A 24,695-nucleotide genomic window follows, 5' to 3' on the forward strand; every position below is an offset into this window, starting at 1 on the left:
CTACCAGCTGTACCCGGGTCCGTCTCGGCGCGGGCACGCATCCCGACCGACTCGACACGGCCAGACCCAAGAGAGGCCCCGAGCACCGATGGCTTCTGACGCAATCCGCGAGTCCCGCACTGCAGCAACATGTTCGGTCCAAGGTCATGCGCCGCTGCGGACAGTGATCAGCTCCCGAATCCGCGGCGAAAGCCTCGTCGGCGAGTGCTACACCGATCAGGAGTGGTTCGACCTCGATCTCGACGAGATCTTCGCCAAGCAGTGGATCTTCGTCGCCACCGAACCGGAGATCGCCGAACCCGGCGACTTCGTGACCGTCGAGTTCGGCACACGTTCGGTCATCGTCACGCGTGACAGCCACGGCGTCGTCCGTGCTCACCACAACGTCTGCCGACACCGCGGAGCCCGACTGATCACCCAGCCGAACGGATCGACCGGCACCATCGTGTGCTCGTACCACTCGTGGACCTACGGCACCGACGGCAGACTCATGTACGCCGAGGCCCAAACGCCCGGCTTCGACAAGCGGTGCTACTCACTACGGTCGGTCGCAGTTCGCACCATCGCCGGCCTCGTATTCATCTGTTTCGCCGACGATCCACCGGCAGACATCGACGACGTAGCACGCACCGTCGAGCCGTATCTCGCTCCGCACCGGCTTGCCGAGGCCAGGGTGGCCAAGCAGACAGATCTCGTCGAGAACGGAAACTGGAAGCTCGCGATGGAGAACAACCGCGAGTGCTATCACTGCGGCGGTCACCCCGAACTCCTCAACGTCTTCTTCCCGACCTGGGGATACGACAGTTCCGACGCCATCCCCGAGCGCCTCGCCGCCGTGGTCGATCGCTACCGGCGGGCGACGACTGAGCTCACCGACACCTGGACACGTCTCGGCCTCCCCTATCCGCGGATCGCCCAACTCGACACCCGCCCAACGGGTTTCCACATCGAACGGGAGGCGATGGATCTGGCGGGCGAGTCATTCACGCTCGACGGAACGATCGCCTGCACACGTCCGTTGTCCGACGAGCTCCCCGACCGCCGACTCGGTCGGCTCTCGATGCACCTGCAGCCCAACATGTGGCTGCACATCACCAGCGACCACGCCGTGCTGTTCTCGGTTATCCCGATCAGTCCAGCCGAGACGCTGGTGAGGACCACCTGGCTGGTCAACAGTGCCGCGGTCGAGGGCGTCGACTACGACCTCGACCGACTCACCGGCGTCTGGGAGATCACCAACCAGCAGGACGCCGACCTGGTGGCGCTCGCGCATCGGGGGATCTCGGATCCCGCATACATTCCGGGCCCCTACGGGCCATCGGAGTTCCAGGTCGAGGCCTTCGTCAACTGGTACGTCACGCGGCTACGCGCAAACCTGGGGCTTGACGTCGAACAGCAGTCTGCCACCGATCAGATCGCGGAGAGTGCGTGATGAGCACCGACCACCTCCTCGTCTGCGTCGACCGCACCGAACTCACCCGCGACATGGCCACCTTCACGTTCCGCACCGTCGAGCCCTACACCTTCGTCTTCAATCCGGGACAGTTCCTCTCAATTGGTGTCGAGATCGACGGCCGCACGGTGGAACGTTGCTACTCCATCTCCTCGTCGCCGACCCGTCCGGACACCCTGTCGATCTCGGTCAAACGCAAGCTTGGCGGCCATGTGTCGAACTGGTTGCACGACAACATGTCTCCCGGACGTACGCTCACCGCATCGGGGCCGCTCGGACGGTTCAGCTACATCGACAAGCCCGCCACCAAGCTCCTGCTGATCTCCGCGGGCAGTGGTATCACCCCGGTGATGTCGATGCTGCGAGCAGCCACCGATTCCGACGCAGCGGTGCGCGGACACGGCGGCTCCGTCTCCGACATCGTGTTCATCCACAGTGCACGCACGCTCGACGACATCCCGTTCCGCACCGAACTCGACGACCTGGCGGTCCAGCATCCCGGGGTGACCGTCGCCTTCGCGTGCACCAGGCTCGTCGACGACGACTCGAGCGCCGCGTGGTCGGGGCACCGTGGCCGCCTCGACGCTGCGACGCTCACGCGTATCTGTCCCGACCTCGCAGAGCGGGAGGTGTTCCTCTGCGGGCCGGGACAGTTCCGCGCGGGCGTACGGTCGGCGCTCGTCGCCTCCGGCGGCTCTCTGGCCAATATCCACGAGGAGAGCTTCGGGTTCCGGCTACCCACCGTCGACGACGCCGCGCCCGGCGAGATGCCCGAGGGCGTCAGCGTCGACTTCACCCGACGCGCTCGCCGCGTCCATGTCACCGCAGGCACGACGATCCTCGCTGCGGCAGCAGCCGCGGGTGTCACGCTCCCCTCGTCGTGCGGCGTCGGTCTATGCGGCTCGTGCAAGGTCACCAAGACTTCGGGTGACGTCGTGATGAACCATCAGGGCGGTATTCATCGCCGCGAGATCGAGCAGGGCAAGATCCTGCTCTGCTGTTCCGAACCCCTCTCGCCCGTCGTGATCGATCTGTGAGGACACCATGACCAGCCCGCATCCCGACTTCCTGTGGCGCAACCCGGATCCGGCGCCTTCCTACGACGTGGTGATCGTCGGCGGCGGTGGGCACGGCCTGGCGACCGCCCACTACCTCGCGCGAAACCACCAGATCACGAATGTCGCGGTGCTCGAACGTGGTTGGCTCGCGGGCGGCAACATGGCGCGCAACACCACCCTCATCCGCTCGAACTATCTGTGGGATGAAAGCGCTGCCATCTACGAGCATTCACTCAAGCTGTGGGAAGGACTCGAGGACGAGCTCGGCTACCCGATTCTGTTCAGCCAACGGGGAGTGCTCAATCTCGCCCACACCGAGCAGGACGTCCGAGATTCCGTCCGGCGGGTGGAGGCTAACCGGCTCAACGGAATCGATGCAGAATGGCTCGACCCCAAGCAGGTGGCCGAGGTCTGTCCGATCGTCAACACCTCAGCCGACATCCGCTATCCGGTGCTCGGCGCTACGTTCCAACCGCGCGGCGGTATCGCCAAACATGATTGGGTCGCCTGGGGATTCGCCCGTAGCGCGAGCGACGCGGGTGTCGACATCATCCAAAACTGTGAGGTCACCGGTTTCGAGACCGACGCCGGTAGGGTCACCGCGGTGAACACCACCCGAGGTCGGATCAGCGCGGGCACCGTCGCTCTCTGCGCCGCGGGCCACACCTCGACGCTCACCGATCAACTCGGCATCGCACTGCCGCTGCAGAGTCATCCACTGCAGGCGCTCGTCTCCGAACTACTCGAACCCGTCCACCCCACTGTCGTGATGTCCAACGCCGTGCACGTCTACGTGTCGCAGGCCCACAAGGGCGAACTGGTGATGGGAGCCGGCGTCGACTCCTACAACGGATACGGCCAGCGTGGCGCCTTCCACATCATCGAACGTCAGATGGCCGCGGCCGTCGAACTGTTCCCGATCTTCGGTCGAGCACGCCTCCTGCGGACCTGGGCGGGCATCGTCGACGTCACGCCGGATGCGTCGCCCATCCTCGGAGCCACACCGTACGACAACCTGTTCCTCAATTGCGGATGGGGCACCGGCGGTTTCAAGGCAACCCCTGCTGTCGGCTGGTGTCTCGCGCACACCGTGGCGACCGGGGCACCGCACGAGATCAACGCACCCTTCACCATCGACCGCTTCACCACCGGCGACCTCATCGACGAGCACGGCGCCGCAGCGGTGGCCCACTGAGGACCCATACCCCGCCGATCACCTGGGAGATCCATTGCAACTCATCACCTGCCCGTACTGCGGGCCGCGCGAAGAGATCGAGTTCCACTACGGAGCCGCCGCGGGAGTCGCCTATCCCGACAATCCAGCACGACTCGACGACGTCGCGTGGGCGCGCTACCTGTTCTTCCGCCCGAACCCGAAGGGCGCACTGCGCGAACGCTGGTGCCACAGCGCCGGATGCCGACAGTGGTTCACCGTCGAGCGTGACACCGTGAGCTATTCGATCTCGTCGCAACCAGCCGCGGAGGCCGCGCAATGACCCAGCCCTTTCGCACCCCGACCGGCGGACGTATCGACCGCAGCACCCCGATCGAGTTCGAGTTCGACGGTGCGACGTACACCGGATGTGCGGGCGACACGCTCGCATCTGCTCTGCTGGCCAACGGGATTCGCAGCATCACCACCAGCGTGATCCTCGGCCGCCCACGGGGTGTCACCGGTTCGTGGGCCGATGATGCCACCGCGCAGGTCGGCATCGCAGCGCCCTACAGCGAGCCCATGGTGCCTGCGACCACCGTCGAGCTCTGCTCTGGACTCGTGGCCCACGGGGTGCCCGGTCTCGGCACCCTCTCCCCCGACGTCGACACCGCTCGGTACGACGCTCTGCACCATCACCCCGACATCCTGGTCGTGGGTGCCGGAGCCGCCGGTCTCATGGCAGCCCTGCTGGCCGCGCGTGCAGGTCTGCGGGTCCTGCTCGTCGACGAGCGCGGCGAAGCAGGCGGCGCGACACCGTGGGCGCCGTGGGTCACCGAGGCGGTTGCCGAGTTCGACGCCTTCGACACCACCACCCGACTGACCCGCACCACAGCATTCGGCGCCTACGACGACGGATTCGTCCTCGCCGTCGAGCGGCGCACCGACCACCTCGGACTCGCTGCACCGCAACAGGTCTCGAGACAGCGTATCCATCGCATCCGAGCTCGCCACACCGTTGTCTGCGCGGGTGCACACGAACGCCCTATCATCTTCGGCAACAACGACCTGCCCGGGGTGATGCTCGCCGGAGCAGCCGCGGACTTCCTCCATCGCTACGGAGTGATCGTCGGAACGAGAGCGGTCGTCTTCACCGCGTGTGACTCCGCCTATGAGACAGCGTTCGCGCTCGCCGGCGCAGGCGTCGAGGTCCGCGCGATCGTCGACGTGCGTACGACGCTGTCGAACGATCTTGCCGAACATGCCGCAGCACTGGGGATCTCGGTTCGCACTGATGATGCGGTGGTCGGGGCACTCGGTACCGACGCGCTCCGAGGCGTGCGCCTTCGCGATGGCAACTCGATCGAGTGTGACACGGTCCTGGTGTCCGGCGGCTGGAATCCCGCAGCGCACCTGTGGAGTCAGCTGCGCGGCACACTGACCTTCGACGCATCCGCGGCGGCCTTTCTGCCTACGGGAGGTCTGCCGGCAACCGACATCGCCGGCGCGGCAGCCGGAATGCTCACCGCCGGGTCGTGCCTGGCGGATGGGCGGCGCGCCGGGCTCTCTGCAATCCGCGCTCTCGGGGCTGTTGCTCCGGAACTGCGGGCGATACCGCACGTCGGCGAGCGCACCCCGGCGGCAACCGAAGTGTTCTGGCGGGTAGCCGAATCCGATGCAACTACCGCGTTCGTCGACCTCCAGCGTGACGCAACCGTCGCAGACGTCGACCGCGCGATCGGCGCCGGGATGACGTCGGTAGAACATGTGAAGCGCTACACCACCATCGGTACCGCCCATGATCAAGGCAAGACGTCGGGCATCGTGACCTCCGGCCTTGTCGCGGAGCTGCTCGGCGTCGACGTCAACGACGCGGGCACCACCACGTTCCGCCCTCCTTACACCCCCGTGTCGTTCGCGGCGTTGGCAGGCCGCGACCGCAGAGACCGCTACGACCCGGTACGTCGAACGGCGTTGCACCGCTGGCACACCGACCACGGCGCGGTCTTCGAGGACGTAGGTCAGTGGAAGCGTCCACGGTTCTATCCGCGCGGCGGCGAGGACATGGCGTCGGCGGTACTGCGTGAATGTGCCGATGTGCGAGCAGGAGTCGGGATACTCGACGGTTCGACCCTCGGCGTCATCGACGTGGCCGGACGCGACGCACCCGCATTCCTCGACATGCTCTACACCAACATGATGAGCACACTGCCGATCGGCCGAATCCGCTACGGCGTGATGTGCGCGCCGGACGGCATGGTGAAGGACGACGGCACGGTGATGCGGATCGCCGACGATCGCTACACCGTCTACACCACGACGGGAAACGCCGCGGCCATCCTCGACTGGATGGAGGAATGGCATCAGACCGAATGGCCGCAGTTGCAGGTCTTCACCACCTCGCTGACCGACCACGTCGCGACGTTCCCCGTCGTCGGTCCGCGGTCGCGCGACGTCGTGGGCACCGTGTTCACCGACCTCGACGTGAGCAATGACGCCTTCGGCTTCATGGAGTGGCGCGACACCACTTTCGACGGCGTGCCGGTCCGTATCGGTCGCGTCAGCTTCTCCGGCGAACTCGCGTTCGAGGTCAACGTGTCCGCCGAGTACGCACTCGACGTGTGGCACGCGCTCCTCGACGCAGGTGGACCACACCGGATCACCCCTTACGGCACCGAGACCATGCACGTTTTGCGTGCGGAGAAGGGGTACCCGATCATCGGGCAGGACACCGACGGCACCGTGACGCCCCATGATCTCGGCATGAGTTGGGTGGTGTCGAAGACGAAGCCCGACTTCATCGGCAAGCGTTCGTTCGCACGCGCGTCGAACACCGATCCGCTCCGCAAACACTTCGTGGGACTGCTCCCGACCGACGCGTCGACCGTCTTGCCGGAGGGATCGCAGATCGTCGCACACAGCGTCGACAGCACGCTGCCGCCCCCGCCTGTACCGATGCTCGGACACGTCACGTCGAGCTATCGCAGCGCAGCACTCGGACGCCCGTTCGCGCTGGCACTGCTGCAGGGTGGGCATGACCTCGTGGGCACGCGGGTGTCCGTACCCGTCGGTGATCGCCTCGTCGAGGTGGAGGTCACATCGCCCGTGCTCGTCGATCCGGAGGGTACCCGCCGCGATGGCTGACATCTCACGCGCTCCCCGCTCGCCACTGGCCGGTTGGCAGCAGACGTTCGCTTCGCTCGCGCCCGCCGTCGAACTCACCGAAACCCCTGCGGCCCAAGCGATCGTCCGTACCGCCGACCCACAGGCCATAACCCGACTGGACCTGCCGGGCGTCTGTTGTCTACGCCGCGATGAGGATGAGGTCGCGGTCTGGCTCGGCCCCGACGAGTGGCTGCTCTACCGTCCGGGGATCAGCGGTCACGAGTTCGCTGCCGAGGTCGCCGCCCGGGCACGCGACGGCGCCTACGTCATGGACGCCAGTGGGCAGCGCACCATACTCGTCCTCGGCGGGTGCCGCGCGAGCACGATCCTCGCCCATGGTTGCGCTATCGACTTCTCCGAGAACGCTTTTCCCGACGACCAGGCGGTCTCGACACTGCTGGCCCAGGCCGGCGTCGTGATCCACCGCGGCGGGCGCGATGACACGTATGTGCTCGTCGTGCGCTCCTCGTTCGCCGACTACCTCGCAGACTGGCTCGTCGACGCCGCTGCCGAGTACGTCGTTCCCGACACCTCCACCACCTAGCGCCCACCGAAGGACAGCCATGTCAACACCCAGAGTCGTCATCGTCGGCGCGGGGATCGTCGGAACCTCGCTCGCCGACGAACTCACCGCGCGTGGATGGAGCGACATCACCGTCCTCGACCGCGGCCCGCTCTTCGCCACCGGCGGATCGACCTCCCACGCACCGGGACTCGTCTTCGCGACCAACCCGTCGAAGACGATGACCGAACTAGCCACGTACACACTCGAGAAGTTCTCCGCACTCGAGCATCCCGACGGCTGGTGTTTCAGTCATCTCGGCGGCCTGGAGGTGGCGACTTCCGAGGCCAGGTTCGACGATCTCCATCGCAAGGCCGGATGGGCAGCCTCACGCGGCGTCGAACACGAGATCCTTTCTCCTGAGCAATGTCACGCGAAGTACCCGCTCCTCGACCCCGACCGGATCGTCGGCGGCTACTTCACCCCGCGTGACGGTCTCGCCAAGGCGTTGCGTGCCGCAGAAGCACAAGCGGCGCGGGCCATCTCACGTGGAGCGCGATTCATTCCGCACACCGACGTGATCGACGTCGTCGAACAGAACGGTGAGGTACGCGGGGTGCGTACGTCCACCGGACTCGTCGACGCCGACATCGTGGTGTGCTGCACCGGGTTCTGGGGCAAGGAGTTCGGGAGTCGGGTCGGACTGACCATTCCGCTCGTGCCCATGGCCCACCAGTACGCGTACACGACACCACTCGAATCGCGCCGCGGCGTCAGTTCCGAGCCGGCAGAGGCGTCGTTGCCGATTCTGCGTCACCAGGACCACGACCTCTACTACCGCGAGCACGGCGACCGACTCGGAATCGGCTACTACGGGCATCGCCCGATGCCCACCGATGTCGGTGCGCTCGACCACGACACGACCATCTCGCTCGCGGAGATGCCGTCGAAGCTGATGTTCACGCCCGACGACTTCGCCCAGGCGTGGGAGCAGACGGTGTCACTGATCCCCGAACTCTCCACCGGCAAGGTCGACGATGGGTTCAACGGCATCTTCTCCTTCACCCCCGACGGGCACTCGATTGTCGGGGAACATCAGGAACTCAAAGGTTTCTGGGTTGCCGAGGCGGTCTGGGTCACGCACTCGGCGGGTATCGCGCGCACGGTCGCCGAGTGGATGGTCGACGGCACGCCCGGCGTCGACACCCACGAGTTCGATCTGTACCGCTTCGAGAAGGCCGCGCTCACCGACGAGTACATCCTGACAACCAGTTCGCAGTCGTTCGTCGAGGTCTACGACATCGTCCATCCGCACGATCAGCCCGCCGCACCGCGCTGCGTTCGCACCAGTCCGTTCTACGACCGCGAGGTCGACCTCGGCGCACAGTTCTGGGTCAGCGGACTCTGGGAACGGCCTGCGTGGTTCGAGGCCAACGGGCCACTGCTCGACGACCTCGTCGCCGACGGTCTACGGGTTCCTCAGCGTGACGACTGGTCGGCGCGGCACTGGTCACCGATCTCGGTCGCCGAGGCGTCGTGGACCCGCAGTCACGTCGCGATGTACGACATGACGCCGCTGACCCGCTTCGAGGTCTCCGGGCCCGGTGCCGTGGACTTCCTGCAGCAGGTGACCACCAACAACGTCGACAAGTCGGTCGGATCGATCACCTACACACTGATGCTCGACGACGCCGGCGGCATACGCTCGGATCTCACCGTTGCGCGGCTCGGCGTCGACCTGTTCGCGGTGGGCGCCAACGGTCCGATCGACGCCGACTGGATGGCACGGCATCTGCCCGCCGATCGTAGTGTGACCCTGCGCGACATCACCGATTCCACCTGCTGCATCGGACTCTGGGGGCCGTTGGCGCGGGAGGTGCTCGCACCGCTCAGCCCAACCGACCTCGCCAGCGACGGCCTGCCGTACTTCCGGTGCGTACAGACCACCGTCGGGTCGGTGCCCGTGACACTGATGCGCGTCTCCTACGTCGGCGAACTCGGCTGGGAGATCTACACCGACGCCGCATACGGCCGCGGTCTGTGGGATCTCCTGATGGCTGCGGGGCGTGAGCAGAAGATCATCGCGGCCGGGCGGATCGCGTTCAACGCGCTGCGCATGGAGAAGGGATACCGGTCTGCCGGCGTCGACATGACCACCGAGCACACCCCCGAGGCGGCGGGACTCGATTTCGCGGTGCGGATGACCAAGGACGATTTCGTCGGCAAGAGGGCGCTCGCGCACCGAACCTGCTCGTCGCGCCTGCGCACGCTGCGCTTCGACGACCCCGCCGCTGTCGTCCTCGGAAAAGAGCCGGTGAGACTCGACGGAACCGTCGTCGGACATGTCACGAGCGCAGCGTGGTCGCCCACGGTCGGCGCATGTCTCGCATATGCGTGGCTACCGTCGGATCTGCCCGATTCGACGGGCCTTGAGGTCGATTACTTGCGCACGTCGTATGGTTCCTTAGTGATCTCGGATCCTGTGGTCGACCCCGAGATGGCACGAATCAAGCAGTAAGTGTCCACCGCTACCTGCGAAATGAGGCGCCATGGCGAACCTGAACGAAGTGCGCAAGCGCTACACCATCGACCCCGTGGTCTTCGGTGTCACCGCCGCACTGATCATCGCGTTCCTGATCTGGGGCCTGGTCAAGCCACACAACCTGGCATCGGTCTCGTCGACCGTGCTGAACTGGATCACCGACAACCTCGGCTGGTTGTTCATCCTCACGGCTACGGGGTTCGTGATCTTCGCGATCTGGTTGGCCCTCAGCAAGTACGGCCGCATCCCGCTCGGCAAGGACGGCGACAAGCCCGAGTACCGCACGGTCAGCTGGATCGCGATGATGTTCAGCGCAGGCATGGGCATCGGTCTGATGTTCTTCGGCGCGTATGAACCGCTCTTCCACTTCGTCAAGGCACCGCCCGGGTATTCGGCTCGCGACGTCCAGGTGGCGATGGCAACCACCATGTTCCACTGGGGATTCCACCCGTGGGCCATGTACGCGGTCGTCGGACTCGCGATCGCCTATTCGACATATCGGCTCGGCCGCAGTCAGCTCATGAGCGCGGTGTTCGCTCCGCTGCTGGGCAATTCGGCGAACGGGCCGATCGGCAAGATCATCGACATCCTCGCGATCTTCGCGACGCTCTTCGGCACCGTGGCATCGCTGGGACTCGGAGCGCTGCAGATCGGCTCGGGTTTGGACAAGGTCGGGTGGGTGAAGAATCCGTCGACCATGGTGTTGGTCGCGATCATCGCGGTGCTCACCGCGGCGTTCGTCGCCTCCGCGGTCTCCGGTATCGCCAAGGGCATTCAGTGGCTGTCGAACATCAACATGGTGCTCGCACTGATCCTCGCCGTCTTCGTGTTCGTCGTCGGCCCCACAGTCTTCATCCTCAATTTGCTGCCCACGACGATGGGCGCCTACGCCAACGACGTCCTCGGTTTCTCGGCTCGCTCGGGCGCCACCGTCGACGCCGACGGCGAGAGCTGGCTGGCCTCCTGGACCATCTTCTACTGGGCCTGGTGGGTGTCGTGGACCCCCTTCGTCGGCATGTTCCTGGCGAAGATCTCCAAGGGACGCACCATCCGCGAGTTCGTCGTCGGCGTCATGATCGTCCCGACCGTCGTGTCGCTGCTGTGGTTCTGCATCTTCGGAGGATCGGCGATCCGCGAGTTCACCGACGGAAAGCTGCCCTTCGATCCCGACACCAGTGCGAGCGAGGACACCCTGTTCGACGTCCTGGCGAACCTGCCGTGGACGGCCATCGCCTCGGCGCTGGTGATGATCCTCGTCGCCATCTTCTTCGTCTCCGGCGCCGATTCGGCGTCCCTGGTGATGGGCACACTGTCACAGCGAGGTTCTCCCGAACCGAGCAGATGGATCACCATCTTCTGGGGTGTCTCCACCGGCGCGGTCGCTGCCGTCCTGTTGGCGGTGAGCGGCGACGACGGCCTCAACGGCATCAAACAGATGGCCATCATCGCGGCGCTACCGTTCGTCCTGGTGATGGTGGGCATGTGCGTGTCGCTCTACATGGATCTGCGCAGAGACCCGTTGATCGTCGCCAGAGGCCTGCTCTCCGACCGGGTCGACGAGCACATCCGCGAAGAAGCGGTCAGAATCGAGACCAGTGAGTTCGCCGCCCTCGATCCCGAGACCGGCGATCCCATCGCACCGTTCATCAACGAGACGGTCGAGACCGACAAGCCCGCTTCGGGGGGCACCGACACCGAGGTGAAGAGCACCGAATGACACCGTCGCTCGCAGGGTTGATCGGGACGCACCAGCTCTACGTCGACGGCGCATGGCGTCCCGCCTCCGACGGCGGCGTGCGCGCGCTGATCAACCCTGCGAACGGCACCGAATTCATCTCCGTCGACGAGGCGACGCCCGACGACGCGACTGCCGCGGTCGCCGCCGCACGTACGACATTCGACGCAGGCGAGTGGCAGGCGACACCGGTCGCCGAGCGTGCCGCACTGCTGCGGCGCATCGCTGACCTCCTCGTCCGCGACAAGGCCGACCTCGCGTACATCGAAACGCTCGACACCGGCAAGACGTTGGCCGAGAGCGAGATCGACATCGACGACGTCGAATCGGTCTTCCGCTACTACGCGTCGCTGGCGGAGACCTCTGCCGACCGCGTTGTCGACGTCGGCAACCCCGCGGTGATCAGCCGTGTGGTGCACGAGCCGATCGGCGTCTGCGTACTGATCGCGCCGTGGAACTATCCGCTGCTGCAGATCTCGTGGAAGATCGCCCCTGCCCTCGCCGCTGGTTGCACGATGGTCGTCAAACCCAGTGAGGTGACACCGCTGTCGACCATCGCATTCGTCAGGCTGTGCGAGGAAGCAGGCGTCCCGGCGGGGGTGCTCAACCTCGTCCAGGGTTCCGGCGCGACTCTCGGTCCCGCCCTCACCGACAACCCCGAGGTCGACTTCATCTCGTTCACCGGTGGTCTGCAGACCGGCATCGTGATCTCCGAAACCGCGGCCAGACACGTCACCAAGGTCGCCGTGGAACTCGGTGGGAAGAACCCGCACATCGTCTTTCCCGACGCCGAGTGGGAGTCGTCGGTCGACCAGGTACTCACCGGAGTGTTCCTGCATTCGGGCCAGGTGTGCTCGTCGGGAACACGACTCATCGTCCACACGTCGATCGCCGACGACTTCGTCGACGCGTTGGTGGGCAAAGCCACCACCATTCGGATGGGCGACGGACTCGACCCGGCAAGCGAAACCGGCCCGCTCGTATCGCAGGCGCAGCTCGACAAGATGCACGCCTATGTCGCCACCGCCGAGAAAGAGGGCGCGGTACGGCGCTGCGGTGGCGATCGGCCCGAGCGAGCCGACCTCGACCCTGGCGGATACTTCTTCTCTCCCACCATCTTCGACCACTGCGACCGATCGATGACGATCGTCCGCGACGAGACCTTCGGACCGATTCTCACCGTCGAGCGATTCGACACCGAGGAGCAGGCGCTCGCACTCGGCAACGACACCTCCTACGGGCTCGCCGCAGGCGTTCGGACATCCGACGCCGCGCTCGGGGAACGTATGGTGCGCGGCCTGAGACACGGAACGGTCTGGCTCAACGACTTCGGCTACTACACACCGGCCGCCGAATGGGGAGGATTCGGCAAGTCCGGCAACGGACGCGAACTGGGGCCAACGGGGCTCGCGGAATATCAAGAGACAAAGCATATCTGGCACAACACCGCGCCGTCGGCGTCGCGGTGGTTCGGTCCGGAATGATCACATGATGAGGAACCATGGCCACAGAGCCCACGCCGACGTCCCCACCGACGACAACACCTGGGGCCGACGGCCTCGAGGACTTCGGATACAAGCAGTCACTCGACCGTAGTATCGGCAAGTTCGCCAGCTTCGCCGCCGGCGTCAGCTACATCTCGATTCTCACGGGCACCTTTCAACTCTTCTACTTCGGCTTCGGTACCGCAGGGCCGGCCTATCTGTGGTCGTGGCCGATCGTGTTCGTCGGACAACTCTGCGTCGCACTGTGTTTCATGGAACTCGCCGCCAAGTATCCGGTCGCGGGATCGGTCTACAACTGGGCCAAACGACTCGGCACCCAACTCGTCGGCTGGTCGGCGGGATGGCTCATGCTCACCGCCTCGATCGTCACCCTCGCCGCCGTCGTGCTTGCCCTGCAACTCAACCTGCCCCGGCTCTGGAGCGGTTTTCAGATCTACGGCGACGGCACGACGGCGACGTCGTATGCGGTCAACGCCGTCATCCTCGGCGCGATCCTCGTCGCCATCACCACCGCGATCAACGCGTGGAGCGTCCGGCTCATGGCCTTGATCAACAGTGTCGGGGTATTCGTCGAGCTGATCGCAGCGGTGCTCATCGCAGTCATCCTCGCGTGCAACGTGACCCGCGGTCCCCAGGTGTTCTTCTCCACGCACGGATACGGCGCCGGTGAGAGCGGCGGCTATCTCGGCGCGTTCCTCGTCGCGTCGCTGGCCTCCGGCTACGTCATGTACGGCTTCGATACCGCGAGTTCTCTCGGCGAGGAGACCGTCGAACCCCGGCGCACCGCACCCAAGGCGATCCTGCGGGCCATTCTGGCGTCGTTCGTGATCGGCGGCGCGATCCTCGTGTTCGCGATCATGGCAGCCCCGGATCTTGACGACCCGAAACTCGGACGCCCAGACGGCAGCCTGCAGTACATCGTCGAGGCGGTGATGTGGGGGCCGCTGGGCAAGATCTTCCTCATTGCGATCGTCATCGCGGTCATCGTGTGTTCGCTGGCGGTGCACACCGCAGCCATCCGCCTGATGTTCGCGATGGCGCGCGACAACGCGCTGCCGTTCGGAGCGCACCTGGCGAAGGTCGATCCCAAGCGTCAGACCCCGGTGATTCCGGCCTTCGTGATCGGCATCCTCGCCGTGCTCATCCTGGTCGTCAACATCGGCCAGCCGAAGATCTTCACGGTACTCACGTCGATCGCGATCATCATGATCTATCTCGCCTATCTGTTGGTGACGATACCCATGCTGCTCAAGCGATTTCGAGGGGAGTGGCCGCCGAAGGATCTCGCCGAGGGCGGATACTTCACGATGGGCCGCTGGGGTCTGGCGGTCAACCTCCTCGCCGTCATCTGGGGTATCGGCATGGCACTGAACCTTGCATGGCCGCGCTCCGCCGTCTACGGCACACCGTGGTTCAACACGTGGGGCGCCTTCGTCTACATCGGGATCATCCTCGGACTCGGCCTGCTCTGGTACTTCGCGGTCGGACGTCGGAAGATCGGAACCCTTGCGTCGCATGCGAGTTCACCCGCAGACGTCATCGGCGGAGGTCTCTGACATGAATCCTTCACGCGCTGTCTACGACTACGTGATCGCCGGCGGCGGTACCGCGGGATGCGTTCTTGCTGCACGCCTCTCGGAGAACGCCGACGTCACCGTATGCCTGATCGAAGCGGGCCCCAGCGACGTCGACGATCCCGCGGTACTCGTCCTCGCCGACTGGATGCACCTCCTCGACTCGGGTTACGACTGGGACTATCCCGTCGAACCGCAGGAGAAGGGCAACAGCTTTCTGCGTCACGCTCGGGCGAAAGTCCTCGGCGGGTGTTCGTCGCACAATTCGTGTATCGCGTTCTGGCCTCTGGCCCATGGCCTGACCGACTGGGAGGCGATGGGCGCCACGGGGTGGGGCCCCGAGGGGGTGCTGCCGTATGTGTCACGCGTCGAGAACAACGTCGCGACGGGCACGTACCAGGGATACCCGCACGGCCACAGCGGGCCGGTCGAGTTGCGCGATGTACCACCGAACGATCCCTGCGGGCAGGCCGTGTTGGATTCCGCAGCCAAGGTCGGGCTGCCGACCGTCGCCTTCAATCGCGATGACTGGCAGTTGAATGCCGCCGGCTGGCTGCAGATCAACGCCAATGCGCGTGGCGAGCGGATGTCGTCGTCGCATGCGTACCTGCACCCGATCCTGAACGAACGGCCGAATCTCACCGTTCTGACCGACAGTTGGGTCAGCGAGATCGTCATCGACGACGCACTGCGGGCGACAGGGGTGCGGTTTCTTCGACCGGATCTCACCGGGTACGACACCGTCGACGCCCGCCAAGAGGTGATCGTGACCGCGGGCGCCATCGACACACCGAAACTGTTGATGCTCAGCGGAATCGGACCAGCCGATCATCTGCGTGACATCGGGGTTCCGGTACGCGTGGACTCGCCGGGCGTCGGCGAGAACCTCGACGATCACGTCGAAGGTCTCGTCTTCTGGGAGGCGTCACGGCCGATGGTCACCGAGTCGACGCAGTGGTGGGAGATCGGCCTGTTCGCGACCACCCAGGACGGCCTCGACCACTCGGACCTGATGATGCACTACGGCAGCGTGCCGTTCGATATGAACACCCTGCGCTGGGGATATCCGACGACCGAGTCCGGCTTCTGCCTCACACCCAATGTGACGCAGGGACGTTCACGCGGCACCGTAACCCTGCGCTCGCGCGACTTCCGCGACCGGCCGCGCGTCGACCCACGCTACTTCACCGACCCCGACGGTCACGACGAGGCGGTGATGCTCGCCGGGATCAGGCTCGCGCGTGATATCGGCGCGCAGAGCCCTCTGGCCGGATGGGTCGAACGCGAACTCGCACCCGGGCTCGACGCCGTCACCGACGACGAACTGATCGACTACATGCACAAGACTCACAACACCGTCTACCATCCCGCGGGTACTGCGCGGATGGGCGCGGCGTCGGATCCGATGGCAGTGCTCGACCCCGAGTTGCGCGTCAAGGGCGTCACGGGGCTGCGGGTCGTCGACGCCTCGGCGATGCCGAAGCTCCCGGTGGTCAACCCGAACATCACGGTGATGACGATGGCCGAGAAGTGCGCGGACCTGATCACGACGGCGCACCGCGGACGATGACAGCCAGCAGAGCGACGGGGCGCGGCGGTACGTACACAACTCGCACCTCAGCGGGGTGTCGAGGAGATTATTGTCGTGGCGCCCCGCTCACGTCCACATTGTGTACGGAGACAACCGGGTGTACGGAGACAACCGACCCGGCCGTTCGAACCGCAAAGGTAGGCTCATGAGCATCATGAGCACAGACGACGCACCCGGCAGTGACCGGGCTGCGGCCGCTGACGCGCCCGACGGTGACCGGGCTGCGGGCGGCGCCGTGCAGTCCGTCGACCGCGCCCTATGGATCATGGAGCTCATCGCCGACGCCGGTACCGCGGGGATCACCGAGCTGTCCGTCGCTCTCGGCGTGCACAAGTCGACAGTCTCGAGAATCGTCGCGTCGCTGGAGTCACGCGGCTTCGTCGAGCAGGCCCCCGGTGGCCGGAAGTACCGCATCGGATTCACGGTCGTCCGACTCGCAGGCTCGACGACCGCCACCACCGATCTCGCCAAGCTCGGGCAGGACGTCTGCGACGATGTCGCCGAGAGAACCGGTGAGACAACCAATCTCGCGGTCCTCGACGCCGCGCAGGCCATCAACGTCGTCGAATCGCAGGGCTCCTCGAGCGTCGCGTTGAAAACCTGGATCGGCCAACCGTCACCGGCGCACGCCACGTCCTCGGGAAAGGCGCTGCTCACCGGCCTGAGTGAAGCCGAACTGCGTGCGCTCTACCCCGGCGGTCTGCCAGGTTTCACCGACAACACCATCACCGATGTCGACGAGCTCGTCGCCGACGTCGCCACCTCCGCCGCACGCGGTTGGGCACTCGCCGACGAGGAGCTGGAGGTCGGGCTGGTCGCGCTGGCCGCCCCCGTCCGCGATCACTCGGGCGCTGTCGTCTCCGCGCTCAGCATCTCCGGACCGCGCTACCGCCTCGACCCTGCCGACGCCCCCGAACTCGCCGTAGGTGTGGTCCGAGCAGCGAACACGGTCAGCCGCCGCCTGGGCTACCGCGGCTGAGTACGCGGCTCGATGTGGGTCGAGTTGCACGATGTGGGTGCTGCAGCATCCGCATCCTTCGAGTAGACCCACATGTGGCGGCGGTCGATGTGCTCGACCTATTCCCCGGGCAATAGTCCTCGGACGGCGTCGATCGTGTCGGCCTCTGCGGCTGTCTTGTCCGGTCGGTAGCGCAGCACTCGCGCGAACCTCAGCGCCACCCCACCGGGATACCTCGAACTGCGTTGCACCCCGTCGAGTTCGATCTCGACGACGATCTCCGGCCGCAGGAACACCGTGTATTCAGTGCGCGACACCTCGTGCCTGGGGAATTCGTCTGTCTGCCAACGCAGGATCTCGTCGGTGAGCCCCTTGAACGTCTTCCCGACCATCACGGGCGGACCGCCCTCGGGGTCGCGTGCGCCGAGGTGCAGATTCGACAACCAGCCTCGACGGCGACCCGAGCCCCACTCGGCAGCGAGCACGACCAGGTCGAGCGTGTGGACGGGTTTGACCTTCTGCCACGACCGTCCTCGACGTCCCGCCGCGTAGACCCCACTCCGCGACTTCACCATCACACCCTCGTGTCCGGCGGCGATCGCTGCGTCGAACTGGAATTGCGCCTGCTCCACGCCCGGATCAACAACGGAGGGGATACGATACTGCGGCGCAATCGAATCGAGGTCCTCGAGCCGCGCTGTCAGCGGCAGGTCGATCAGGTCTCGCCCGTCGAGGTGCAGGCAGTCGAAGAAGAACGGCTGCAACAGGCGCGGGTTCTGTTCGTCGACCGCGGAACCGAACCTGCTCATCGTCTCCTGGAACGGCCGTGGACGTCCGTCGTCGCTGAGCATCAGCGTCTCACCGTCGAGAATCACTGTGGTGCAGTGAAGCTCGAGCACCGCCGCCACAAGATCCGGTACACGAGCGGTCACATCACGCAGGGTACGCGTGAACACCCACACGTCATCACCACTGCGATGCACCTGGATTCGAGCTCCGTCGAGTTTGAAGTCGACGACGAGGTCGGGACCGAGATCGGCGATCGCCGACTCCAGATCGTCTGCCGGGGTGGCCAGCATCGGCGCTATCGCCCGCCCGACCTCGAGTTGCACACCGCGCAACGCCTCCTCGCCGCCGTGCGTGGCGAGAACCGCGGTCTCCGAGAGCGATCCGGTCAGCATGTGCGCCCTGCGGACCAGGTCGACGGACTGCCCGGTGGCCGCAGCAACGGCGTCGACCATCAGTCCGGCAAGCGACCCCTGACGCAACTCACCGGTCATCAGTCGTCGCAGGAACTCCTGCTCCTCGACGGTAGCGCGCCCGAAAAGCCCGGTCAGCTGAGCGCTTCGCGCAGCGGCCGACCCCGCACCCCGCGCCGCCGCCAGCAGTTCGAATACATCGTCGACGTCTACCACGTCCAGTTCTGGCCGCGCGACGGGCGGGGCGTCCACGGCAGCCAATGAACGCCACCCGACGCCCAGCTTCCCCTGCGGTACCTCGCCCGACAGCCACGTGACCACGATCGGCACCTCGTCGTCCGACGCCGCCCGCAGCAGTTCGACGAGCTCGGCGGTCTTTCGTTTGCGCGAGCGTGTGGCAGCCATCTCGGCCGACGCCGTGACCACACGAGTGAGCTTCACGAGGCACCCCCGCCGTCGGCAGCCCCCGAGGGTGCACGGCCCGATCCAGCGGTTCCACCCGAGTCATCGCCCTCCGCCGGCGTCTTCGCCGACGTCGAATCCTCTCGGCGCGCAGCCTCGACGGCATCGGGGTAGTCGGCCTCGTAAGCCCGCACAGCGGCGCCGACGGTCGCGAACACGTGGTCAGGATTCAATCCGGCGAGCACTCCTTCGGTGAGCAGGTCATCGCCGAGTTCGGGGTCGACGCCCGCCAGCACGAAGTGCGCATTCCGCTTGTGCACGAAGGTGATCAGATCTTTCAGCATCGTCGATGCCGTGTAGTCGACATCGCTGATCACCGTGCAGTCGAGCACCATCCATCGCACCGGATGCGGTGCCGCCTTCACCAGGGCCATGACCTCGTCGGCGAATCGACTCGCATTGGCGTAGAACAGGTCGGCGTCGTAGCGGAAGACGATCAATCCCGGCATCGATTCGGCGCCGGGCGTGGCGGACTCGTACCGCCGGTGACGTCCGTGGTCGGAAACGCCCACGACGAACCGCTCCGGCCGATACTGACGCCTGACCATCGCCAGCAGCGACGCCCCCATCGCGGTGATGACACCGGTCTGCACTCCGAACACCAGCACGACGACCGCGGTGAGTATCGCGATGGTGAACTCGTACCTGCGTACCCGCCACATGCGGCGAAACTGCCAGACGTCGATCAGCCGGACGGCGACCACCGCGACGATCGCCGACAGGACAGCATGCGGGAGGTAACCCAGCGCGTCGTCGAAGAAGACCACGACGATCAGCGCCACCACCGCCATCGTCACGTTGGCCACCTGGGTCCGACCGTGTTCTTCCTCGACCAGTTGGGTTTTCGTCGGACTGCCGTTGACGACGAACGTCGACGAGAAGCCCGCGACGATGTTCGCCGCCGACAGGCCGACGATGTCGCGGTTGACGTTGGCCTCCTCACCGTGACGCTGCGCGAAACTCCGCGATGTTGCCGCGCTCTGAGCGAGAATCACCACCGCGCAACCGATCGCCACCGTCGCAGCCTTCGGGATGTCGACCCAGGAGACACCATCGGGGAGTCCGAACTGTGGCCACCCTCCATGCAGAGTGCCGATCACCGGGACGTCGTCGGACCAGCCGAACGCGTAGACCACGACGATCGACGCGACAACGACGACGATCGGCATTGGTATCCGCGTCAACCAGCGCCGCCCCACCGCGAGCAGCAGCAGGGTTGCGACCGCGAAAGCCACTGCGGCCCAACGGATCGAACCAAGTTCCTGGAGTACGTGCTCCCATCGCTCCCAGATCCGCCCGTCGCTGCCCGAGATGCCGAGCATGCCAGGTATCTGCCCGGTGAGCACACTGATGCCGGTACCCGCGAGAAACCCGACAAGAACTGCGGTGGAGAGGAAGTCGCCGAGGAAGCCGAGTCGTGCGAGCCGCGCCACCGCGAGCATCACACCGGTCACGATCGCGATCAGCGAGGCGAATCCCAGCCACTCCGCCGAATCCGGTTGCAATCCGGCCACCCCGATGCCCGCGATGCCCGATCCGAGTATGGCCGCCGTCGCGGAGTCGGCTCCGACGACCATCAACCTCGACGATCCGATGACCGCGAAGACGACGGTCGGCAGGATGATCGTGTAGAGGCCGGACACGACCGGCACGTGAGCAATCGTGCTGTAGCCCATCGATTCCGGTATGGCCACAGCGGCGAGGGTGACACCGGCGAGGATGTCTGCGCGCAGCCAGCTGCGTTGGTACCCGCGCAATGCCGGTGGCAGTGTCCGACGCACCGTCGCCGAGCGCGTCTCCGCCGCGCTCACGCCCGCTGCCTGCGACTCGACGGTTCGCTCACCCCGCCGAGGTTACCCGGCGCGGCACCCACGACGCCCGCCTTGGCGCTGCAGGTTCGTGACGCAGCGCTACTTCGTCATGCAGCGCTGCTTCGTCATGCAGCGCTGCCGATGGCGGCGTCGCCACGGGGATCGCGCTCGGCACGCTTGCGTCCGAACCCGGCGGCGAGCACCGGTCCCAACGCCGGTCGGCCGGGTCCGAGGAACACCAACAGCAGCAGCGACCAGCAGAACAACGCTGCCGCTTCGCCCTCGTTCTCGATCGGGAACAGCCCGTCACCCTGGTGCTTCCAGAAGTACGCGACGGCCATCGCCCCGGAGCCGATGAACGCGGCGATCCGGGTGCCGACACCCGCAATGATCGCCGCACCGCCGATCAGTTCGATCATCGCGACCCACCACGACGGCCAGGCCCCGAATTCGGCGGTGACGCCCGAGTACTGCGGGATCGGCCATCCGAACAGCGTCGACGTGCCGTGGCACAGAAACAGGAATCCGACAACGATGCGGAACACGCCCAGTGCCCACGGCGCAGCCCTATCGAGTGAGGTAAGCATTACCTTACTATCAGGCAAGGGTGGGCGGTCCGCAACCCGTCACACCTCGGAGAGATCCACCGTCCGCGTCTCACGCACCGACCACGGCGCGATCAACGTCAGCACGCCGGCGACCGCGAGGTACACACCCACCCAGGCGACACCGAAATCAGCGACCACGTCGGGAACACGAGCACCGCGGTTTACGAGGCCCGTACCGCCGTATCCCGGTGTCATCGGGTGACACCGGGATACGGCACAGAAGAGCACGGCGCTGAAGGTCCGGCGCTGGGACGGGCTGGCGGGGTCAGCTACCCCGTTTGATCCATTCCTCGAGGTGCGGTGCCTCGTCGCCGACCGTCGTCCCGTCACCGTGCCCGGTGTAGACCTTGGTCTCCGGATCGAGCACGAAGATCTTCTCCTTGATGGATTCGATGATCTTCGGGAAGCTCGAGAACGAGCGACCCGTCGCACCCGGCCCACCGTTGAAAAGGGTGTCGCCGCTGAAGAGCACACCGAGTTCGGGTGCGAAGATCACCGACGACCCCGGCGAATGGCCCGGAGTGTTGATGACCTTCAACGTCGTCCCCGCGACCTCGATCTCCTGGCCGTCGTCGAGGTTGCCGGGCGTCACATCGGGGTGGGTCTCGTTCCACAACATGTTGTCGCCGGGATGCAACAGGATCGGCGCACCGGTTTCCTTCGACAATTCCGGTGCCACGGTGATGTGGTCGTTGTGGCCGTGTGTCAGCACGATCGCCTTGACGCTTCGGTCTCCGACTGCGTCGAGAATGGGCTTGGCACTGTGCGCGGCGTCGATGATCACCACCTCGCTGTCGTCACCGACGATCCAGACGTTGTTGTCGACGTCCCAGGTACCGCCGTCGAGCGAGAAGGTGCCGGACGTGACCACATTGTCAATGCTCGCGTTGCTCATGACTTCAGCTCTACCACCGAGCGCAATACCTTGCCGCCCTTCATCGCGTCGAAGGCCGCTTCGACGTCCCCGAGTCCGACTCGTTCGGTGACGAACTTGTCGAGCGGCAGGCGTCCCTGCTCGTAGAGATCGATGAGCATCGGGAAGTCACGCTCGGGTAGGCAGTCGCCGTACCACGACGACTTGAGCGACCCGCCCCGTGAGAAGTAGTCGACGAGCGGTAGTTCGAGCTTCATCTCCGGCGTCGGAACACCAACCAGCACAACGGTTCCGGCGAGGTCACGCAGGTAGAACGCCTGCTTGTAGGTTTCCGGCCGCCCGACGGCGTCGACGACGACGTCCACGCCATTGCCGTCGGTCAGATCCTGGACAGCGGTGACGACGTCATCGACCTCTGCGCCATTGATGGTGTGGGTCGCCCCGAGCTCGGTTGCCCACTCCAACTTCGCCGGGTCACGGTCGATCGCGATGATCTTCGTCGCGCCCGCCAGGCGTGCGCCCGCGATCGCGGCGTCGCCGACCCCGCCGCAGCCGATGACCGCCACGGAATCGCCGCGTCCGACGTTCCCGGTGTTCATCGCTGCGCCGAGCCCGGCCATCACGCCGCACCCCAGGAGTCCCGCGACGGCGGGATCGGTGTCAGGGTTGACCTTGGTGCACTGGCCCTCGTGGACGATCGTCTTCTCGATGAAGGCTCCGATGCCCAGCGCCGGGGTCAGTTCCGTACCGTCGGTGAGCGTCATCGACTTCGACGCGTTGTGGGTGTTGAAGCAGTACCACGGCTTTCCGCGCTTGCAGGCGCGGCACTCGCCGCAGACAGCACGCCAGTTGAGGACGACGAAGTCGCCGACCTCGACGTGAGTCACCTCCGACCCGACGGCCTCGACGATGCCCGCTGCCTCGTGACCGAGCAGGAACGGGTATTCGTCGTTGATGCCGCCTTCTTTGTAGGCCAGGTCGGTATGGCACACGCCGCACGTCTGTATGTCGACGACGACGTCGTTGGGCCCCGGGTCGGGCACGACCACGTCGACGAGTTCCGTGGCCGCGCCCTTGCTGCGCGAGATGACTCCCTTGACCGTTTGCGACATTCCGCTTTCAACCTCTCGATGGTGAGAACCTTGTACTCAACACAGTCTTGTGGCAGGCCACGAGACATGCATCCATCCGAATGGATGGTTCTACCTGGTCGAAAGTACAGGAATGCCGCGCCCTCGTTCCTACTGATCGAGCGACCGGTAGAGCGCGGTCTCGAAGTCCATGTACTTCGTGAATGACGTGGGATCACCGAATGGCAGGATCTGCGTCGCCCAGTATCCGCCGTAGCCGTTCTTCCGATCGATCCAGTAGAAGAGATTCGCCAACCCAGCCCAGCCCAGCGAACCCGCTGGACGTCCGGTCGGCGCCTGTTCGTTGTTGATCATGAACGGAAGCGACCACGACTTCGATTGGCCGGGAAAGAATTCCGCATCGTTCGACAGCGACGGAATGACACCCGGAAGCATCGTCACCGGTAGGTCACCGAGATGGTTCTGCACAGCCATCTCGACGGTCTCCTGCTTGAGCACCCGGCCGTGCTCACCGGCCGCGTCGTTGAGCCACATCCGGATGAACGTCATGTAGTCACCCACGGTGCCGTACAGTCCGTGACCGCCGAAGTCGACCTCTGGCGGGGATGGCAACTCGAAGTCCATCGGGGTCAGAGACCCATCGGCGTTGCGCGCGTGCATCTCGGCGAGCCGCGGGCGGAAGTCCTCACGCAGAACGAAACTCATGTTCTCGATACCCAGTGGCTCGAAGATCCGCTCCTCAAACACCTCTCCGAGCCGCTTGCCACGAAGCCGCTCGACGACCTGCCCGACCCAGTCGAGGTTGGTGCCGTACTGCCATCGCTCGCCCGGATCGAAGAGCAGTGGCGTGGTCAGAGCGGCCTTGGTCGCTGTGATCACACTCGGCTGGCCCTGCTCGTCGGCGAGCCGGGAGTAGATCTCGTCGAAGAAGTCGTACCCGAAACCCCCCGTGTGCGTGAGGAGTTGTCGCGTCGTCGGAATCGACTTCGGTGCCCGTAGCCTCGGTGCGCCATCGTCGTCGAAGCCCTCGATCACCTGGAGTTCGCCGATCTCGGGCGCGTAGTCGGATGCCGGACGGTCGAGGTCGAGCTGCCCCTCCTCCACGAGCTGCAATGCCGCGGTCGCGGTGATCGCCTTGGTGGTGGAGAAGAGCGCGAAGACGTCGTCCGTGGTGATTGCGGCGTCGCCGTCGATGCGGCGCTTACCGGCAGCCCCCTCGTAGATGTTGCCGCGGCGATCCGTCACCATCGCCACGACACCCGCCACGGGCGCCTCGGCGTCGATCGCCGACTTCAGGACGGCGTCCTCCGACCGGGTGAGCGTGCCCCGATCGATACCGGTGATTGAACTGGTCATCTGATCTGTCCTTTCGATGAAAACCTCTGATTGTCAACGTTTTTCTTCATATGGTTGG

19 protein-coding genes are annotated in these 24,695 nt (G+C 65.5%); 12 read left to right on the top strand and 7 right to left on the bottom strand.

Annotation, left to right across the window (positions count from 1 at the left end; all coding sequences use genetic code 11):
* The first annotated feature begins 88 nt into the window (after nucleotides 1-88).
* From GOACH_RS12865 to GOACH_RS12920, 12 genes are all read left to right on the top strand, one after another.
* Nucleotides 89-1,432, top strand: coding sequence for an aromatic ring-hydroxylating oxygenase subunit alpha (locus GOACH_RS12865; protein ID WP_040518609.1), 1,344 nt, complete (start codon nucleotides 89-91; stop codon nucleotides 1,430-1,432).
* Nucleotides 1,432-2,490, top strand: coding sequence for an FAD-binding oxidoreductase (locus GOACH_RS12870; RefSeq protein WP_005175252.1), 1,059 nt, complete (start codon nucleotides 1,432-1,434; stop codon nucleotides 2,488-2,490). The genes GOACH_RS12865 and GOACH_RS12870 overlap by 1 nt, the downstream gene beginning before the upstream one ends.
* Before the next feature lie 7 nt (nucleotides 2,491-2,497).
* The gene (locus GOACH_RS12875) at nucleotides 2,498-3,706 is read left to right on the top strand and encodes a sarcosine oxidase subunit beta family protein (protein ID WP_005175253.1); all 1,209 of its coding nucleotides are present in this window, start codon (nucleotides 2,498-2,500) and stop codon (nucleotides 3,704-3,706) included.
* A gap of 34 nt (nucleotides 3,707-3,740) precedes the next feature.
* Nucleotides 3,741-4,007 (top strand): sarcosine oxidase subunit delta, encoded by a 267-nt coding sequence (locus GOACH_RS12880; RefSeq protein WP_005175254.1) that lies wholly within the window; start codon nucleotides 3,741-3,743, stop codon nucleotides 4,005-4,007.
* Nucleotides 4,004-6,808, top strand: coding sequence for an FAD-dependent oxidoreductase (locus tag GOACH_RS12885; protein WP_005175255.1), 2,805 nt, complete (start codon nucleotides 4,004-4,006; stop codon nucleotides 6,806-6,808). The genes GOACH_RS12880 and GOACH_RS12885 overlap by 4 nt, the downstream gene beginning before the upstream one ends.
* On the top strand, nucleotides 6,801-7,373 hold the full coding sequence (locus tag GOACH_RS12890) for a sarcosine oxidase subunit gamma (RefSeq protein WP_005175256.1): 573 nt from the start codon (nucleotides 6,801-6,803) through the stop codon (nucleotides 7,371-7,373). The genes GOACH_RS12885 and GOACH_RS12890 overlap by 8 nt, the downstream gene beginning before the upstream one ends.
* 19 nt (nucleotides 7,374-7,392) lie before the next feature.
* Nucleotides 7,393-9,849 (top strand): GcvT family protein, encoded by a 2,457-nt coding sequence (locus GOACH_RS12895; protein WP_005175257.1) that lies wholly within the window; start codon nucleotides 7,393-7,395, stop codon nucleotides 9,847-9,849.
* 31 nt (nucleotides 9,850-9,880) lie between these two features.
* Nucleotides 9,881-11,590, top strand: coding sequence for a BCCT family transporter (locus GOACH_RS12900; RefSeq protein ID WP_005175258.1), 1,710 nt, complete (start codon nucleotides 9,881-9,883; stop codon nucleotides 11,588-11,590).
* Entirely contained in the window at nucleotides 11,587-13,092 is a 1,506-nt protein-coding gene (locus tag GOACH_RS12905) for an aldehyde dehydrogenase family protein (RefSeq protein ID WP_005175263.1), read from the top strand. The genes GOACH_RS12900 and GOACH_RS12905 overlap by 4 nt, the downstream gene beginning before the upstream one ends.
* 17 nt (nucleotides 13,093-13,109) lie before the next feature.
* Nucleotides 13,110-14,669 carry an APC family permease gene (locus GOACH_RS12910; protein ID WP_005175266.1) on the top strand — a complete coding sequence of 520 codons (1,560 nt, stop codon included), beginning with the start codon at nucleotides 13,110-13,112 and terminating at the stop codon, nucleotides 14,667-14,669.
* 1 nt (nucleotide 14,670) lies between these two features.
* The gene (locus GOACH_RS12915) at nucleotides 14,671-16,257 is read left to right on the top strand and encodes a GMC family oxidoreductase (protein ID WP_005175268.1); all 1,587 of its coding nucleotides are present in this window, start codon (nucleotides 14,671-14,673) and stop codon (nucleotides 16,255-16,257) included.
* A gap of 175 nt (nucleotides 16,258-16,432) precedes the next feature.
* The gene (locus tag GOACH_RS12920) at nucleotides 16,433-17,257 is read left to right on the top strand and encodes an IclR family transcriptional regulator (RefSeq protein ID WP_040518648.1); all 825 of its coding nucleotides are present in this window, start codon (nucleotides 16,433-16,435) and stop codon (nucleotides 17,255-17,257) included.
* A 98-nt stretch (nucleotides 17,258-17,355) separates the two neighbouring features.
* On the opposite strand, the gene GOACH_RS12925 is transcribed toward GOACH_RS12920, so the two are convergent.
* The 7 genes from GOACH_RS12925 to acmB all read right to left on the bottom strand — a co-directional run bounded on the left by GOACH_RS12925 (nucleotide 17,356) and on the right by acmB (nucleotide 24,637).
* Nucleotides 17,356-18,876: an ATP-dependent DNA ligase gene (locus GOACH_RS12925; RefSeq protein WP_005175271.1), complete on the bottom strand. Its 1,521-nt coding sequence runs from the start codon at nucleotides 18,874-18,876 to the stop codon at nucleotides 17,356-17,358.
* Nucleotides 18,873-20,708, bottom strand: a complete 1,836-nt coding sequence (locus GOACH_RS12930; RefSeq protein WP_005175272.1) for a SulP family inorganic anion transporter — start codon at nucleotides 20,706-20,708, stop codon at nucleotides 18,873-18,875. The genes GOACH_RS12925 and GOACH_RS12930 overlap by 4 nt, the downstream gene beginning before the upstream one ends.
* A gap of 125 nt (nucleotides 20,709-20,833) precedes the next feature.
* Complete coding sequence (locus GOACH_RS12935; protein WP_005175273.1) at nucleotides 20,834-21,295, bottom strand: DoxX family protein; 462 nt, start codon at nucleotides 21,293-21,295, stop codon at nucleotides 20,834-20,836.
* A gap of 39 nt (nucleotides 21,296-21,334) precedes the next feature.
* Nucleotides 21,335-21,511 carry a hypothetical protein gene (locus GOACH_RS23750; protein ID WP_005175274.1) on the bottom strand — a complete coding sequence of 59 codons (177 nt, stop codon included), beginning with the start codon at nucleotides 21,509-21,511 and terminating at the stop codon, nucleotides 21,335-21,337.
* Between the two features lie 70 nt (nucleotides 21,512-21,581).
* Nucleotides 21,582-22,211, bottom strand: coding sequence for an MBL fold metallo-hydrolase (locus GOACH_RS12940; RefSeq protein ID WP_005175275.1), 630 nt, complete (start codon nucleotides 22,209-22,211; stop codon nucleotides 21,582-21,584).
* On the bottom strand, nucleotides 22,208-23,302 hold the full coding sequence (locus GOACH_RS12945; RefSeq protein WP_005175278.1) for an S-(hydroxymethyl)mycothiol dehydrogenase: 1,095 nt from the start codon (nucleotides 23,300-23,302) through the stop codon (nucleotides 22,208-22,210). Before GOACH_RS12945 ends, GOACH_RS12940 begins: the two co-directional genes overlap by 4 nt.
* A gap of 129 nt (nucleotides 23,303-23,431) precedes the next feature.
* The gene (acmB, locus tag GOACH_RS12950) at nucleotides 23,432-24,637 is read right to left on the bottom strand and encodes a methyl acetate hydrolase AcmB (protein ID WP_005175280.1); all 1,206 of its coding nucleotides are present in this window, start codon (nucleotides 24,635-24,637) and stop codon (nucleotides 23,432-23,434) included.
* Nucleotides 24,638-24,695: the final 58 nt, after the last annotated feature.

Source organism: Gordonia aichiensis NBRC 108223 (assembly GCF_000332975.1).
Classification (GTDB): domain Bacteria; phylum Actinomycetota; class Actinomycetes; order Mycobacteriales; family Mycobacteriaceae; genus Gordonia; species Gordonia aichiensis.